The sequence below is a fragment of the Microseira sp. BLCC-F43 genome (assembly GCF_041929235.1).
Classification (GTDB): Bacteria; Cyanobacteriota; Cyanobacteriia; order Cyanobacteriales; family Aerosakkonemataceae; genus Microseira.
This window is the reverse complement of sequence record NZ_JBHFNP010000234.1, coordinates 108,973-124,747: the sequence shown is the minus strand read 5'-3', so window position 1 is coordinate 124,747 and position 15,775 is coordinate 108,973. Positions and strand designations below refer to the sequence as shown.

The 15,775-nt window shown below is 44.9% G+C and carries 17 protein-coding genes and 1 tRNA gene; 9 read left to right on the top strand and 9 right to left on the bottom strand.

Translation table 11 applies throughout. The features are described from left to right. Positions 1-291: 291 nt before the first annotated feature. Complete coding sequence (locus tag ACE1CM_RS31765; RefSeq protein WP_374882861.1) at positions 292-666, bottom strand: hypothetical protein; 375 nt, start codon at positions 664-666, stop codon at positions 292-294. Positions 667-1,333: 667 nt separating this feature from the next. Next, positions 1,334-1,681, bottom strand: coding sequence for a helix-turn-helix domain-containing protein (locus tag ACE1CM_RS31760; RefSeq protein ID WP_374882860.1), 348 nt, complete (start codon positions 1,679-1,681; stop codon positions 1,334-1,336). Positions 1,682-1,858: 177 nt separating this feature from the next. On the opposite strand from ACE1CM_RS31760, the gene ACE1CM_RS31755 reads away from it, so the two are divergent. After that, positions 1,859-2,260, top strand: a complete 402-nt coding sequence (locus tag ACE1CM_RS31755) for a hypothetical protein (protein ID WP_374882859.1) — start codon at positions 1,859-1,861, stop codon at positions 2,258-2,260. Positions 2,261-2,331: 71 nt separating this feature from the next. On the opposite strand, the gene ACE1CM_RS31750 is transcribed toward ACE1CM_RS31755, so the two are convergent. Further along, positions 2,332-2,949: a chorismate lyase gene (locus tag ACE1CM_RS31750; protein ID WP_374882858.1), complete on the bottom strand. Its 618-nt coding sequence runs from the start codon at positions 2,947-2,949 to the stop codon at positions 2,332-2,334. A 152-nt stretch (positions 2,950-3,101) separates the two neighbouring features. Here ACE1CM_RS31750 and ACE1CM_RS31745 point away from each other — a divergent pair, with 152 nt between their 5' ends. The 6 genes from ACE1CM_RS31745 (at position 3,102) to ACE1CM_RS31720 (ending at position 7,176) form a co-directional block, all read left to right on the top strand. Beyond that, complete coding sequence (locus ACE1CM_RS31745) at positions 3,102-3,425, top strand: type II toxin-antitoxin system HigB family toxin (RefSeq protein ID WP_374882857.1); 324 nt, start codon at positions 3,102-3,104, stop codon at positions 3,423-3,425. Between the two features lie 76 nt (positions 3,426-3,501). After that, positions 3,502-3,903 (top strand): type II toxin-antitoxin system HigA family antitoxin, encoded by a 402-nt coding sequence (locus tag ACE1CM_RS31740; protein ID WP_374882856.1) that lies wholly within the window; start codon positions 3,502-3,504, stop codon positions 3,901-3,903. Between the two features lie 92 nt (positions 3,904-3,995). Beyond that, positions 3,996-4,976, top strand: a complete 981-nt coding sequence (locus ACE1CM_RS31735; RefSeq protein WP_374882855.1) for a hypothetical protein — start codon at positions 3,996-3,998, stop codon at positions 4,974-4,976. Positions 4,977-5,292: 316 nt separating this feature from the next. After that, complete coding sequence (locus ACE1CM_RS31730; RefSeq protein WP_374882854.1) at positions 5,293-5,532, top strand: hypothetical protein; 240 nt, start codon at positions 5,293-5,295, stop codon at positions 5,530-5,532. After that, positions 5,520-5,972: a PIN domain-containing protein gene (locus ACE1CM_RS31725; RefSeq protein WP_226579176.1), complete on the top strand. Its 453-nt coding sequence runs from the start codon at positions 5,520-5,522 to the stop codon at positions 5,970-5,972. Before ACE1CM_RS31730 ends, ACE1CM_RS31725 begins: the two co-directional genes overlap by 13 nt. Before the next feature lie 259 nt (positions 5,973-6,231). Continuing rightward, on the top strand, positions 6,232-7,176 hold the full coding sequence (locus ACE1CM_RS31720; protein WP_374882853.1) for a putative 2-dehydropantoate 2-reductase: 945 nt from the start codon (positions 6,232-6,234) through the stop codon (positions 7,174-7,176). Positions 7,177-7,322: 146 nt separating this feature from the next. On the opposite strand, the gene ACE1CM_RS31715 is transcribed toward ACE1CM_RS31720, so the two are convergent. From ACE1CM_RS31715 to ACE1CM_RS31695, 5 genes are all read right to left on the bottom strand, one after another. After that, entirely contained in the window at positions 7,323-7,910 is a 588-nt protein-coding gene (locus ACE1CM_RS31715) for a hypothetical protein (protein ID WP_374882852.1), read from the bottom strand. A gap of 184 nt (positions 7,911-8,094) precedes the next feature. Next, complete coding sequence (locus tag ACE1CM_RS31710; RefSeq protein ID WP_374882851.1) at positions 8,095-9,378, bottom strand: B12-binding domain-containing radical SAM protein; 1,284 nt, start codon at positions 9,376-9,378, stop codon at positions 8,095-8,097. A gap of 155 nt (positions 9,379-9,533) precedes the next feature. Continuing rightward, entirely contained in the window at positions 9,534-10,337 is an 804-nt protein-coding gene (locus ACE1CM_RS31705) for a class II aldolase/adducin family protein (RefSeq protein WP_374882850.1), read from the bottom strand. Positions 10,338-10,350: 13 nt separating this feature from the next. Further along, positions 10,351-11,166 (bottom strand): class I SAM-dependent methyltransferase, encoded by an 816-nt coding sequence (locus tag ACE1CM_RS31700; protein WP_374882866.1) that lies wholly within the window; start codon positions 11,164-11,166, stop codon positions 10,351-10,353. A 16-nt stretch (positions 11,167-11,182) separates the two neighbouring features. Continuing rightward, the gene (locus ACE1CM_RS31695) at positions 11,183-12,010 is read right to left on the bottom strand and encodes a Uma2 family endonuclease (protein WP_374882849.1); all 828 of its coding nucleotides are present in this window, start codon (positions 12,008-12,010) and stop codon (positions 11,183-11,185) included. A 544-nt stretch (positions 12,011-12,554) separates the two neighbouring features. On the opposite strand from ACE1CM_RS31695, the gene ACE1CM_RS31690 reads away from it, so the two are divergent. Next, positions 12,555-14,021: a PQQ-dependent sugar dehydrogenase gene (locus ACE1CM_RS31690; protein WP_374882848.1), complete on the top strand. Its 1,467-nt coding sequence runs from the start codon at positions 12,555-12,557 to the stop codon at positions 14,019-14,021. A 48-nt stretch (positions 14,022-14,069) separates the two neighbouring features. Here ACE1CM_RS31690 and ACE1CM_RS31685 read toward each other — a convergent pair. Then, a tRNA-Leu gene (locus tag ACE1CM_RS31685) sits at positions 14,070-14,150 on the bottom strand. A gap of 265 nt (positions 14,151-14,415) precedes the next feature. Between ACE1CM_RS31685 and accC the strand changes: the two genes are divergently transcribed. Continuing rightward, on the top strand, positions 14,416-15,765 hold the full coding sequence (gene accC, locus ACE1CM_RS31680; protein ID WP_374882847.1) for an acetyl-CoA carboxylase biotin carboxylase subunit: 1,350 nt from the start codon (positions 14,416-14,418) through the stop codon (positions 15,763-15,765). Positions 15,766-15,775: the final 10 nt, after the last annotated feature.

The window sequence follows — 15,775 nt, the reverse complement described above, 5'->3', positions numbered from 1 at the left end:
ATTATAATCTACTGGCTTTGACCTAGATGATAATATTGATTAATCTTAACTAATATTGACGGCAGATAAATCTGCTCGTGTCGCGTTTGGGCCCCGCAATGAATTGACGGGGCTACCACGCTCCCGTAATTTTTAGGTGTGAAAGACAAATGGTTAAACTACGATGACCTCACCTTTTCCCTCAATGCCCCTCTGGGACATCTCCCTGAATGTTGGGGTTGGATTGTGTTGGGGTTTGGGGGGTGGAGTTCTTCTCTCGCGTCGAGACTTGTAAACTGTAACATCTAAGGCTTACGGCGGATCTTTAAGATTCATTTCCGGGTCGATTTCCACGAACCCCTGCGCTGTCTGGCTTTCCGATACCGGGCACTGGCGCTGAAGCATCTGACCAGCAGCTTGAGGGTTATAGCAATTAGCGAGGATAAACTTTTCTGCTACCGCCTCAATTTCTGGGTCTATGGCTTCCCACTCTGCCCAAGGTAGGCACATCTGACCGGGTGACTTTTTTATACCTTTACCCTTTTTGACTTTCATTCCTGCCAATAGCTTACTCCCCCAATGATTTCGCGTTTCGGGCTTGGGTTTCGGTCGGTATTTCTGACAAAACTTGCGGTATTTGGCAGCACATTCATCTAGGGTTTTACCTAGCTGCACGCGGGATGCCATTGAGTAATTCCGTCATCTCCCAACCTGTCTTAAATCCCGTAGTTGCTGAAATCGTAGAAAAACCCTTGCTGCATACCCGCCGCCTTGGGGTTGGCGTGAATGTATCGCAGCGTATTTACAGCAGATTGCAAGTGATATCATGTCCGGTCGATTACCCATAATTGGCAGTCGGGGCAGGGCACGATCAACGTTATCTGTTTGTCCGAGATATCTATGATGCCGTGCCCCTACGCAACAACTCTGTGAGGTTTTTTTATTATGGGCAATTCAACGGACATCATATGAGTGAGGTACAGCCTTTTGGCTTTGTTTGTCAAGCGCGCAGCAAAAATGGCAGCGCGCTTGACAAACTTTCGCTGTACCTCATGCGCCTGCAAACCGCTATAACGGTTTGGCGTATTTAAGAATAACCTGTTTTACAATGTCTCGATAAGTCGCGGTGGTATCCATTGTTGCACAAGGGCTGTTTGTAAATTAATAATCAGCATTTTTAGAGGAATTTCAGCGATAACAAGTTCGGCTATCGGTTATATCATGTCCTCTTGCGAAGGGCATCCCACGGGGGGGCGGGTTTATCAACACAATTCGCTTGGCATCAAAAGTGACTGGTAAAACCCGCCCCTACAAAACTGTTAACTTTACGAGTTCGATACTAAGCGACGTGATATTAAACCCCACTTTCTTCCTTTTCCAATTCCGGCGGATCTTCAAGAATCATCGCAATTTCCAGCAATTCCCAACACTGATAAATATTGCCAGTCTGCGGATTTTGGGGAAGAACAACCCGCCGATACGCTTCCAACGTATCCACCATCAGTTTATTGCCGTTGCCCAATTCCACATCGTTGAGTCTGGTTTTCCCAACCCCGGTGAGGTCTGATAACTCATCCAGCGTTAAGCCTTTCTGTTCGCGGGCAGTTTTCAAAATAAGCCCTACGTTGAGCATTCCCACCTTATCAAATCGGACGATTGGTTGGTTTTTCTTGGTTTGACGCGGCATAACAACCAGACACAAGCCTCTAAAATCCTGAATCCTTCGATAATACAAACATTCTAGCGCGATCGCTGTCCATCCTGGTCGATGTCACGCTTTTTCCTAAATCCTATATATTGACTTGAGGTTCCCGGATAGTGTATACTGTATTTATGAAAAGCCTGACCGATGAGCCGGATGAGAAAGGATGTATAAACCATGACAGCCTTGTTTAAGCGCATTCAACCCGCCGCCAAATTCCGCATCACCAAGCGTCAAATTGCCAAATTGCTGGGGATTGCTGAGTCGGCGATCAAAGATATCCAACGCTGGCGTTACGTCCTTTTCGTCCATCGCCGGGATAGAGGCGGGCAGTTTGTCAGCTATCGCAAATTGGAACAGTGGAAAAATGCGATCGCTTGCCAGATACAAAAATGCGAAACTTTGCAGCAGCTAAACTTTTTGAAGGCTGCAATTTATAGAGATAGCAAGAAATACGGTAAGCAATATAATGATGCGGTGAAGCTATTTTTGTACCAAATATGGCAGAAATATCAAGAAAAATTGCTGCGAGAAAGGGAAGCGATATTGTCCGGCGGCAAATGGGAAAGTAGCTGCTAGCTAATTGCAAATTGCAGATTTGAGATGGCAGATTGAATTAAATTTAAAATCTGCAATCTCAAATCTAAAATCTAAAATTGCTCCCCCTGCATAGGCCCCAAATACTTAGTCAAATAAGGGGAAAACACCTCATAAATTAGCGTCAAAGGCTGTTTGTGATGCCAAAACAAATAATGGCGCCCCCAAAATGGCCCGGTATGTCCAAAAGCCTTTTCTAACGCCTGCGAGTGACCGTAATAAATGCCTTGAACATCGCGATACAACTCAGTTCGCAGGCGTTCTAAACTCGCCCAAATTGGTATAGAACGGTTTTGCAAATACTCGTCCACGTGGCTAGCTTCCCACCAAGAACAGGCATAAGCTAACCGCTGCCCAGAAGCTGTCCGCAACCACACTTGTCGTCTGACGCGGGGTCCCGGTACAACCTGCATTTGTTCCGGTGCGCCATCTGGGTTCATTCCCACAGGAGACATATCAATTAAATCTACTTCAGTCTTCTCCCCTGTCAGCAGTTGCAAGTGGCGCGTGGGGGAACCGTCTCCCAGAAGCAACAATTGCCAAGTCGGTGCCAGTTGCGAATGAGGCAATCCTTGTTTTATCATACTTTCTCCCCCTTGCCAGATGGGCGTGAGGGCGTGCCAAGAGGTTGGCAGAGTTAGGCTGTCTGGTGCTGTAAAAGTCGCAGTCAAGGTTCTTTACATAACTTAACTTTTTCTTATGATAGCGTTGTTCTGACTGTTGCTATGGGTCGTGGGGGAGCGATACGTACTGCCCCACAGGCTGCCTGACATTTATGTTCTCAATATGAGAACATAAAAAAGTCCTAAATATTTAGGCTGTTATGGGATTAATTAAAAAACCAAATGTTATAGAAGATGCTAAAAAATTCCCACAAGATATACAGGAAGCGGTTAAAATATGGTGTGACGTGGTTAAAAATGCCCAGTGGCGACACCTAGATGATATACGAAAAACTTATGACCGCTCTGTAGACATAGTAGAAAATTTTTTAATTTTTAATATCAAGAATCATCGCTTAATCGTAGGTTTTAATTTTACAGCCCAAATAATTTATTACAAGTATCTACTAACACATGACGAATATGAAGACCAAAAGTGGAAAGATGACCCCTACTTCAAAAAACAGTCCAAAAAAACTTCTTAAGTAAGCCGCTGGCGGGGAATCGAAACCTCCCCGCCTACAAAAAGAAAATTCCATCAATTGATAAATACATTGAATCATGACTATCACTCCCGACAGCAAAACTTACGGTTCTCTCTTGGCAGCATATCAACCTAAAGCTATTGCTTCCGAAGATGAGTACAATCGCGTTCTTGAATCTATAGAAAATTTAATGGCACGTGGAGAAGAACTTTCGCCAGAGGAAAATTCTCTACTCGAACTACTGTCTATCCTGGTCGAAACTTATGAGGATTCCCAGTTTCCAGAGGAAGCATCATCTCCCCAGGCAGTTTTGTTGCATCTGATGGAGGCGCGAGGGCTGAAGCAGGTGGATTTAGTTGAAATTATTGGTTCAAAAGGTGTGGTATCGGAAATAGTTAATGGCAAGAGATCGATTAGCAAAGCACAAGCTAAAGCTTTAGGAGAGTTTTTCAACCTGTCTCCGGCACTATTCATCTGAGAAGCGATCGCCTGGTTATTGGTGTTGCGATCGCTCAAAAATTCAGTATAACCTGAAAAATATTAAGGAAATTGTCTGGAATAATAGATAGTATGAAATGGATGATTTTACTAGAAGGTGATGATTCTCATCTTTCAACGCTGAGCAAGCAACTTATTTCATCTGAATGTAATGTAGTAGAGTCGGACGGCAGTTATTATCTATATTCTTCACGATTCGATTCGCTGACATCCCACGACAAAGACTTGGATGCGTGTGCTGATGAAATAATTCAGCACATAAACGGAGGAGGATTGATAAAAATTGCTGCTATTTGCCAGGATGAAAATGGACAACGCAGCTGTAAACATCGGGGTAAATTCGACGTTAAAATCGACACTTCAAGCATAACAATGGAAGTGGAAATACGCTCACTCTTATCATTAAGCCACATTAAGTCAGCAGTTCACTTAGCAAAATTAAGCTATGAAATTGAGGCAGCTGATGACGGCAAACGTCCAGCCGAATTATTTTATGAGCATAGATCCTATGTAACTGGTTCCATCATTACTGCTGTTTCGTATCTTGAGGCAACGATAAACGAGTTTTTTGTAGACATAGCGGATGGTTATAGCTCCATAAAATTGAGTCCTGATGCTGATGCGCTAATGGATATTATGTGGAAACAGATAGAAAAAAGCTCAATTCTGGAGAAATACCAAATAGCTCTTACTCTGGCTCAAAAAAATTTGTTTGACAAAGGATGCGAGCCTTATCAGTCGGCGTCTGACCTTATTGAAGTACGCAATGCTTTAGTACATTATAAGCCTGAGTGGGTTGGTAATGGAGATGGCTATGAGAAAACGTTGAGTGAGAAGTTGAGGAGAAAGTTAGAAAACAGAATCAACAGACTAAACCCACTGGCAGATGCAGGAAATTGCGCTTTCTTCCCGCACAAGTGCTTAGGGTATGGTTGCGCTAAATGGACGGTGGAATCCTGTGTAAAATTCACTGATGAGTTCTTCTCAAGAATAGGTTTACCTTCTAATCTTGATTCTGACCGCTCTAACTTGAATTTGCCGAATATTCCGTAAGGGTTGTAACATACCTTGTGATAGGTGTCGCCGCTCCAGGCTAGGCTAGAGATAGGAGTAGAATCGCGTCGCCGAAGCTGCATTAATACCCTATCCTAATCTTAGGAGTACAACTCCCTCAAATCAAGATGGAAACCCTTTGCCAAATTATCCCAGTCAAGCGCAAAGCGAAGAGCGCGCGGCTTCGCGTTTCGCATTGTGAAAGGCTTTCAAGTTTAAGGCATTGCTTGAGATCAAAATGCGATCGCTCCTGTTCCAATGCAAGCCAAGTTATGATTAAACTGTAACTTTCTTCCACAGATCGGGATAAATGCTAATGCTTACTGGACTTAGACAAAAGGCAATAGTACAACCTGGTGGTCTAGTAGAAATCCGTTCTCTAGAACTGCCAGCAGGCGCAACTGTAGAGGTTATTGTACTTCTAGAAACAATCCCCGATATTGATGAGCCTCCAAAGTCTTTAACCAGTTTTATTGGAGCAGCAAAAGGCATTTTTCCCAACCCAGAGTCAGCAGATCAATTTATTCGTCAGGAACGGGATTCATGGGAATCCTAGATGCAATTCAAGGCAATCTAGTCTACCTGGATGTCAACATCTGGATATATGCCTTAGAAGGATATCCAGCTTACATTCAAGACTTAACCCAGCTATTCCAAAGCATAGACCAGGGTAATTTGACTGCTGTAACCAGCGAACTGTCACTAGCTGAGGCACTGGTTAAACCTATCCAAAATCAGGACTTAGCACAACAGACAACGTATAAACAATTCATCCGAACTTCACAAAATTTATCAGTTATTCCTGTTAACCGCGATGTGTTAATTGAGGCTGCTAGACTCCGTGCTACTGTCAACATTAAACTACCTGATGCTATCCATGCAGCAACGGCATTGTTGACTCAATGTACCACGTTTCTGACGAATGACCAGAGCTTTAGTCAAGTTCCTGGTTTATCGGTGGTTTTACTTTCTCAGATTAGTTCTCCCTCAGCTTAACAAGCGCTTCCCCCATTCCCTTTTCCCCTACAACTGTTTTGCAGCGAGTCCCATTTCGCGCAGCGATCGCACTCTATCCTAGTCATAGCAAACAACTCCCCCAACTCAAGCGCCAAGCGCTAACGTACCGCTTCCCTAACCCATGACTTAAATAATCCCACAAAATCTGCTGGGTACTGCTCTATTAGATGCCAATTTAGGGTAAACGTAAAAAATAGCGATCGTCACATCTCAAGAGTAGAACCAGGAAATTTGACTTATGGGAAGAAGCTACGCCGTTGTAGGTACTGGGGCAATTGGAGGCTTTTACGGATCTCTGTTACAAAAAATTGGGCTAGAGGTGCATTTTCTCCTGCACCGAGATTACGAACATGTCAAACAGCATGGTTTGGCGATTTCGTCAATCAATGGCGACTTTACCTTACCCCAGGTGAATGCCTACAACGACGTGAAAGATATGCCTCGTTGTGATGTCGTATTAATCGCCCTGAAAACGACTCAAAATCACCTACTGCCTCAATTATTACCACCTTTAATTAAACAAGGCGGTGTTGTCCTAACGCTGCAAAACGGATTGGGAATTGAACCTGAAATTGCCTCTGTTGTGGGGGAAAATATCGAAATCCTGGGAGGGCTGTGCTTTATCTGTTCCAACAAAATTAGTCCGGGTAAAATTCATCATATCGATTACGGTCAGATTCAGCTAGCTGCTTATGGCACTGAAGGAATTACCAATACAATGCGTCAGATTGCCGCTGATTTTGAGCAAGCTGGCATTCCCATCCAGATGGAAGAGAATTTAATGCTTACGCGCTGGAAAAAATTGGTTTGGAATATTCCCTTTAACGGTTTATCAGTAGTATTAAATGCCACAACATATGCCATCATGGCTGACCTACACGGGCGTAAAATGGCTGAACAATTAATGCGAGAAGTAGTGGCTGCTGCTTTTGGGTATGGTTTGGAAATAAAGGAGAGTTTCATCCAACAGAGGCTGGAGGATACAGTTAAGATGAAACCCTACCTTACTAGCATGAAACTCGACTACGATTTTCATCTTCCTTTAGAAATAGAAGCCATTTTTGGCAACCCAATCCGTGCAGCGCAACAAGTCGGCGTCCCAGTACCTCAGATAACGATGCTTTATCAGCAATTAAAATTTTTGGAGGCTAGAAATCTGAGCAAGAGTTTATCCAAAAAATAATTAACCCAAGTTGCTGGTTAGGCTAATGACTAATGCCGAACCCGAAAGAACTTAGAAGCTGTTCGAGATGAAGATGTGTTTGGCAAATGCCTAGCAGTTCTGCTAGATATTGACTTTAAAAAAGAAGTCAAAAGATGTCAAGTGATTTAGTTGCAGTTACTCCCCCTTCCTTGCGGTGCTAGAAAAGCGTATTTTGGTTTGATCTGAACATTGATAGCGTAGAGATAATAGCGAAATAATGTCAGTTGTTTGGGTGTGAAGTCCTGCTTCACAACCTCAAGAACCGCAGCTTCAGTCCTGTGGAACTTAATCAATGTAGAAACGGTGAGGTAGGACGATGCTGGTGGATATCCTTCGGAGTCGATCGGCAATTTCAGCTTCTCAAAAACAGGTGCCATTTCCTTGCGATTGACAGAGAAAGCCGCGTGTAGGATACATGCTAGGATTGCATTTCCTTCATCTTGTTTCAGGTCAGCTTCTTTTATTAGCTGCTTTAGTGTCGAGCTTTCCTGATGCAATAAAACATTTGCTTGTTCCTGCCAATAGATTGGGTTTAGCTTTCCTAGATCGGGATGTTCCACCCAAGGAGGCAGTTGGATTACTCCTAAGTCAGTATCCTTTAGGGGTGCCACAACTTCCTCAAGCAGTGGAAATTCTAAGCTTTGGGCAAAGAAGCGCCAATTGCGGGTTAGTCTGTAGTATCTGGAGAGAAACGTCTCTTGTGCATATTGCATGAAACTGTGTACCTCTCCAATTCCTCCAAAATGTTCTACTAGCTTGGAATTGTAGTAGTAAGATGGATGGATAAGGGTTTTGGGAGTATCATCATCTTGGGTAACAGTAATAGCTTTTTGTCTTACTTCTTCAGGGAGATTATCAAGACATTCATAGACTCGTATTGCAGGATAACTATCTGCTTCATCGTACTTGAGATCGAGTTTCTCCTGGCTGAAGGTTTCTAACGTCGTGCGAACAGAATCCAGCGTTGCGTAGGGATTTCCTAGCCATGACCAGAGAACCCAACGAGGTTGACGTCTTTCCTGAAACTCTGGTTGGTTCTTCATTCAGTTCCATCAGGTTTTTGATGTGCTGTAGAGCATGTCTTACTCGATAGGGTTCGCGCATCTGTTTTAAGTTTTCATCGCTCAAAGTTGTAAAAGGTCCGCTCTGTTCAATTAACAGACCGGATCTCAAGAGCAGCCGAAATTCGTCTTTGTTGAATTTCACAGGTAGAAAGTAAGACCGCCAGAAAATCGGAAGCGGTAGTGTCTCGTTAATCCGAATCACCCGTTCCGCCAACTCTAGAACATGGTCTTTAGCGAAATTCAGTTCAGAACAGATAAACCAGTAATACCTGAGTCCATACCGGAGTAAGTTGTGAATTTCTGCTTCAATAACATCCAAATTTCGTAACCGCACGGTTGTTCCTTTCACCTTTGGTTCACAACAAAACACACAAGAGCAAGGGCAACCGCGAGCTATTTCAATGGCGATGGAAATTCCTGTCTCCTTATACGAACCGAGACCTGGAACAGCTTCAAGGTGGGCGTTGCGGAGGGGGCGCTCGCCGTGAAAACGGAAGATTTCATCGATAATGTCTTCTGTGTATTCTATATCGTCCAAAGGTCCCCAGAATACGCGCTGATTCTGTCGCCATTCACCGTCAGCACGATAGAGTAAGTTGGATATGCCCTCAGTCCGACCCATGAGAACTTCGTCAAAGTGCTGGAGAAATTCGTCAGGTTCGCCAACAATGGCAAAGTCAGGTTTTAAATACTCTGCCGCAGACACGGAGTTAACGGTGAAATTAAATCCACCTGCAAAAATCTTAGCGTTGCATACCTCACGAACACGCAGAATGGCTGCGCGAGTGTCTTCTACTGGGAACCAGGGATTTTTGGGGGGGGTTTTGGAGTCAATGCTGATGTAGTTATCTGCGGCAACGGAATCTGCTTGTCGAACGGTAAAAGCGACAGCACGAGGCTGGTGGTCTTTGACGAGTTGCGCGATACAATCAAGCTTTTGTTGTCTGCTCAAATCCAGCCCATCCCAACGGACAACGGACAACCCCGCCCGCCGAGCAAGCGCCGACACCTGAACAAAAGCGTAAGGATAAACTGGGCGTCCGGGCAGGTTGCTGAGGTTGAGAAAGAGTATATCAACTGGTTTTGGGGGTCGAATGCCTGTGTATACAGGTAGCATAAGCTTGATTTTGTAGATTCAACAGTAATGACTTTCAGTAGACCGAAAACTTTTGAAAGTCTACGAAAGAATAAGGGTTTTAGCCGATTATTATCAGCGCTCGCTCGGACATTATATCAGATGCTATCGAAATTGAGATAACATCTTATAGCCGCTCAATCAAGTAAATCTGGCTCTTGTTTGACAATCATTTCATACAGAGGTTGGAAGCTAAACCAACCTAGGGAGTGAGTACCTACCTGGCTATAGGTTAGCTTGGCAATATCCGCATCGATTAACGTTGGTTTTCCCACTGCTTCAGCCATCAATTGTGCTTGACAACAATTATCCATTGCGATAAACCACCAAGCAGTTTCATCAACTGACTGTCCCACCGTTAGCAAACCGTGATTGCAAAGGATAATTGCTTTCTTTTTTCCTAGAGTTGCAGCAATGCGCGAGCCTTCTTTTGGATCTAACACTACCCCACTATAATCCTCAAACAAAGCATGATCTTGATAAAAAGCACAAGCATCTTGAGTTAGGGGATCGAGCAAGCGTTTCAAAGTTGACCAAGTTTTACCATAGATAGAATGAGCATGGGCAGCAGCTATGACATCAGGTCGGGCAAAATGGATTTGGGCGTGAATCGCAAAAGCGGCAGCATTGACAGGTTTATCACCCTGGATAATTTCACCTTTATGGTTAACTAATATCAAGTCTGAGACGCGGATATGACCAAAGTACATACCGAAAGGATTAACCCAGAAATGGTCAGTCAATTCCGGATCTCTGACGGTAATGTGTCCGGCAATTCCTTCATCAAACCTGTAGCGCGCAAACAGACGAAAAGCAGCTGCTAAACGTTGTTTGCGATGCAGGCGTTCATCTTCGAATCGCTCAAACGTAGGTGGTTGAGGAAGTGAGATGGTTGATTGTGACTTTTGAATCGCTAATTGGGGGTCAATAGATGAAACCATAGGTGTTTTCCAACTACAATTTTTCAGCCGATACAACTAAAGCCGACATTGGTACAACCAGTTTATTATCTTTCAAGTAAGGCTGGGTTGTTTCACTAATGGCTGCGCGGATATTTTCCAGATTTTTCTCAGGTTGACGCCGCAGCAAACCACCTGTTCTAGCTGTACCTTTATAAAAAGCTGCAAAAAAATGCTCGGCGCTTTCTAATTCCCAAATTAAAGGTATTTGCTCGACTAAAGGGTTGGTAAATCCCGCATTTTCCAATGCATTGATCGAGTTTTCTGGCTGGCTAAAATAAAAAAATGGTGGTCCCGGCGGAATCGGCACATCTGGAGCGCCATAGGTTTGAATCGCCTGATAAATTAGCTGGAAGCCGATCGATTTTTCTAGAACATCCCAGACAGTAAAGGCAAATTTACCGCCACCGCGCAGTACCCGAAACGCTTCATTAATCGCTTTTTGGGGTTCAGCCAAATGCAAAATCCCAAAGTTCATCACCACCGCGTCAAATTCTCCTGGGTTAAAAGGCAAAGATTCCGCGTCCCCCTGAACCCAATTCAGAGCGGGATTGATTTCCCTTGCTTTGGCTAACATTGCAAGGGAAAAATCTAACCCAGTCACTTGACATTGACCTTGAGCAGCTTGGGCTGCCACATAACCAGGCCCAGTGGCAACATCAAGTAATTTTATCCCTGCTTGAGCATTAACAGTATCGAGCAAAGGTTTAATCATTTGAAAAGTTAGAGAACCAAAAGAATAATGGTATTCATCAGCAGATTGTTGCCATCCTTGATATTCAAATTCCCTAAATTCTTGTAATTTTTCCATCACTTCAACCACCCCCCTACAACTGTTCCGGATCGATCCCCATTGCACGCAATTGCTCCGCCATTGCTTGTGCTTTCTGTCGTTCCCGTTCTAGCAAAGCCTCTGCCTCTTGGGCCCGTTGGCGTTCCTCTTGGGCCCGTTGGCGTTCCTCTTGGGCACGTTGGCGTTCGTCTTGGGCACGTTGACGTTCCTCTTCGGCGCGTTCTTCTGAGAATGGCAGAATATCGCCCAAACTATTCCACCAACGCAGCCAGTAGCCAGTCCTACCCTCGTGGGTTCCTTCCCAAACTGCCAAGTACAAGTCTAATCCATCAATCCAATAGCGCCCAAACTCGTTGGGTGTTTGCTGACTATAACGGCCCGACTCTAAAGCATAAACCTCTAAGCGTCCTGTCGTCGGTCGAAAGATTGCATAATAAGGAACTTTGATTACCTGTTCGTAAAAATACCACTTGCCCACACCCTCGGTATGCTCGACCGAATATTCATCCCCGTAGGTAGCAGAAAGAAACTCCATCACGATTTGCGGAATAGCCCCTTCTGTATGGGGTGTATAACTGCGACGCGGTTGGTTTGACCCGGTTGGATTGACGGGTCTAACATACATCCAGTCGGGTGCTTTGCAAATAATTCGCTCGTCTACAGAAGCACACAAAGCCAAATTTGATACAACAATTGCATCTTCCATTAACTGAGGAAATGCTGTTAATGGCTGTCTTAGTGCAGCAGCTAGTAGGGGTTGATCGATATTTTCCACGGGGTCATCGGGTAATACAAAGTCGTCTGGCAGTATAGGCCAGCGAATCGATGGTTTTGAGATTGGTGTTTGAATCGCTTCCATCATCGCACCTCGCGATCGGTACGCCTCTAATTATTGATTAAGTGGAGAAAGGTCGCAAAGCATACATAACTGAATTTGAACTAGGTTTTTTGATTGGAAACCTAGAAAACCAACTCGGATTGCTCCGGTAATGTTTTCCTCGTCAAGGTTAAAAGGGCTTTTTCAGTCAAAGACACTGACTTAACCAAAATAGATCTGTTTAATCTTTGACGATAGAGCCAAAGGCTGGAAAGCACCCTTGGGTATCATCACCCCCTTAACGTAGTCCAAAGAAGGACTGAGACTGGCTATCTCTCACAGGTAATGGTTGTCGAGCTTTGTCCAGTGTTTGGTGGATAGCTTTCCCTCGTAGACCCTTGAGTCTATCCTAATCGGATACCGTGCAATCTGCTGTCTATTTATTTTTAAGTATTGCTACTTACGCAGATTTAACGAGATTTTAAAGATTTGGTAAACCAGTGTTTTTTCGGTCAAGGGAATTATAAGATGCTTTTCAAGTCAATAAATCAACTAAAAAATTCAGGCTAGAACCAGAAGTTATCAAATCATGCACAGCAATAACTCTTGGCTATGGCGATCGCTCAGCGCCATAGCATTAACTTGTCTCGGCTTTCCGACTGTAGCAAATGCTGCCAGTCTTGCGCCTGCTTTTGGGAATCAACTTCAGATTCAGAAGATTAGCGGTTCTTTTTTTGATAACAATCCCAGTAGAATTACGCAGATGGCGTTTGGGCCCGACAACCGTCTTTATGCCATCACGCAAGATCGAGGAGTGGAGAGCTTCGCCTACGATCTCAACAGTGGCATTTTGAGCGATCGCAAGACTGCAACAAATATCAGCGGTCTTGGCATCGGCTTCCTTGGCAATACAATGTATCTCAGTGCTTATGACAAAATTGTTCGCCTCAGCGATGACAACATCAACGGGATATGGGGTGAGTCAGGCGAAACCAATGTCAATCTAGTTGAAGGTATCCCCACAGGCGACCATGGGGCAGACCAAATTCAAATTCAGGGTAATACACTCTACGTCGGCATCGGAAACCGCACGATTGATGGCACCAATGTAATTTTTGCAGGCAGCGATTCCCTCGGTGAAACATCCTACGGTGGTACGATTTCTTGGATTCAAGATCTGACTCTAGTTCCCAGCATCCCGAATGCAGCTCAATTAAGAGATAACAACGGTAACCTGTTGAGTGGTTTGGATTTTCTTACCAATAGCACTCCCTATACTTCAACCGCAAAAGATAAACTAATTGTACATTCTTCAGGAGCGAGAAATCCCTATGGGATTGCCTTTGACCGCGACGGCAATTTATGGATGAGCAACAACTATAATCGAGCTAACTCTAATGGTGATGGAACCAGTACTCCCCGTCCCTATGATTCCCTTGATAACGACTTGAGCAATGACGTTTACGACCAGTTTTTTAAGGTGTCGCCACTAGCAGATTACGGCTATACCAATCCTAACTGGCGAAACAACCCGCAAGCTCTAGCCGCAGGTTTCTTTGCTCCGGAAAACCGGGTAACATCGACAACATTTGATAATCTTTTTACCGACTCATTTATTTTGCATGACCCGAAAAACCCCAAGGGTTTAGGACCATCCGCATCGGCTAATGGGTTTGATTTTTATAAGGGTAATAAACTACCGATACAGTTCCAGAACAAAGCCTTTATTACCCGCTTTAATAAAGGCCCGATAGTAGAAACAGATGGAGAAAATTCCCTCAGTTACGGGGATGTTGTCTTAGTCGATCCCAGTACAGGGGATGTTAGTTTAGTTGCGGATGGATTCCAGAATCCCCTAGATATTCTTGCAGACTCAGAAGGATTGCTCGTCGCGGATTATAGTGGGGGAATTTATCGCATCAAAAGCGCCTCCAGTTCTACCCAACCCGTCCCCGAAGCTTCTACTGTATTAGGCTTATTAACAGCTGCTGCTTGTGGTGCGATCGCCAAACCTGTCCGCCGGACAATCGCCAAGGGTCAAGCCAAGTCAGCATAAAACTGAGAAAGTAGGTAACGCACAAGCGTCCCTACTTTAAATCATCAATGCGGATGGCGAGACTCGAACTCGCAAGCCAAAGGCACACGCCCCTCAAACGTGCGCGTATACCAATTCCGCCACATCCGCGTTTGTCAGGAGTCAGATATTCATCTTAACTCACACTCGCCCAGCTTAACAAGACCCAAGGATCAGAAAAGTTGCTAACTTCTTCCGAAAGCCCCATTCAGCCATGATACGATTAACAGCCGAACACAAAAAGCTGCTTCGCCTAAAGCGGCTTGCGTTCGGCGTAGCCGTCGCGTAGCGAATCGCCGTTCGCAACCTGCCTCGCGTTGCTCGTCGTGGTTCCTCTATCTAACTTCGTGCTGCTGCTGTTGTCAAAAGCTGGAAAATGCGCTTCTCTAAAATTCTAATTGCCAACCGGGGAGAAATTGCCCTCCGCATCCTCCGCACCTGTGAAGAAATGGGAATCGCGACGGTTGCGGTTCACTCTACCATTGACCGCCACGCCCTCCACGTCCAGCTAGCCGACGAAGCCGTGTGCATCGGCGAACCCGTAAGCAGTAAAAGTTATCTCAATATCCCCAATATCATCGCCGCAGCTTTGACGCGCAATGTCGGGGCAATTCACCCAGGCTACGGTTTTTTGGCAGAAAATGCCAAATTTGCCGAAATTTGCGCCGATCACCAGATTGTTTTTATCGGACCTTCCCCAGAAGCCATCCGGTCAATGGGTGATAAATCAACTGCTAAAGAAACTATGCAGCGAGTTGGCGTCCCTACCGTACCTGGAAGCCTCGGGTTGCTAACCGACGAGAAAGAAGCACTTTCCCTGGCGCGTCAAATTGGTTATCCGGTAATGATTAAAGCCACTGCTGGCGGCGGCGGACGGGGGATGCGCTTGGTGCGCGAAGCGAGTGAATTCCTCAAACTCTTCCAAGCAGCGCAGGGAGAAGCAGAAGCAGCTTTTGGCAATCCAGGGGTTTATCTGGAAAAATTTATCGAGCGTCCGCGCCATATTGAATTTCAAATTTTAGCCGATTCCTATGGCAATGTTATCCATTTGGGCGAACGGGACTGTTCGATTCAAAGACGCCACCAAAAGCTATTAGAAGAAGCCCCCAGTCCCGCACTTTCGCCCCAATTGCGCGAAAAAATGGGAACAGCAGCGGTGATGGCGGCTAAATCAATTAACTATGTCGGCGCGGGTACGGTTGAGTTTCTCCTTGACCAATCGGGTAACTTTTATTTCATGGAAATGAACACCCGAATACAAGTCGAGCATCCCGTTACAGAAATGATTACAGGTCTTGATTTGGTTGCGGAACAAATTCGGGTAGCGCAAGGTGAAAGACTCAGCTTAACTCAAGACCAGGTAATGCTACGGGGTCATGCGATTGAATGCCGAATTAATGCCGAAGATCCAGATCATAATTTTCGACCTTCCCCAGGGCGGATCAGCGGTTACTTGCCTCCCGGCGGTAATGGGGTACGGATGGATTCCCACGTTTATACAGACTATGAAATTCCACCCTATTATGATTCTTTAATTGGTAAGTTAATCGTTTGGGGGCCAGATCGTCAAACGGCGATTAGGAGAATGAAACGCGCCCTGCGGGAGTTTGCCATCACTGGTGTGCCAACTACGATTGGATTTCATCAAAAAATCCTGGAAAATCCGGCATTCTTGCAGGGCGATGTTTACACCAATTTTGTCGAGGGGATGATGAATAAGGGGTAATGGGTAATCG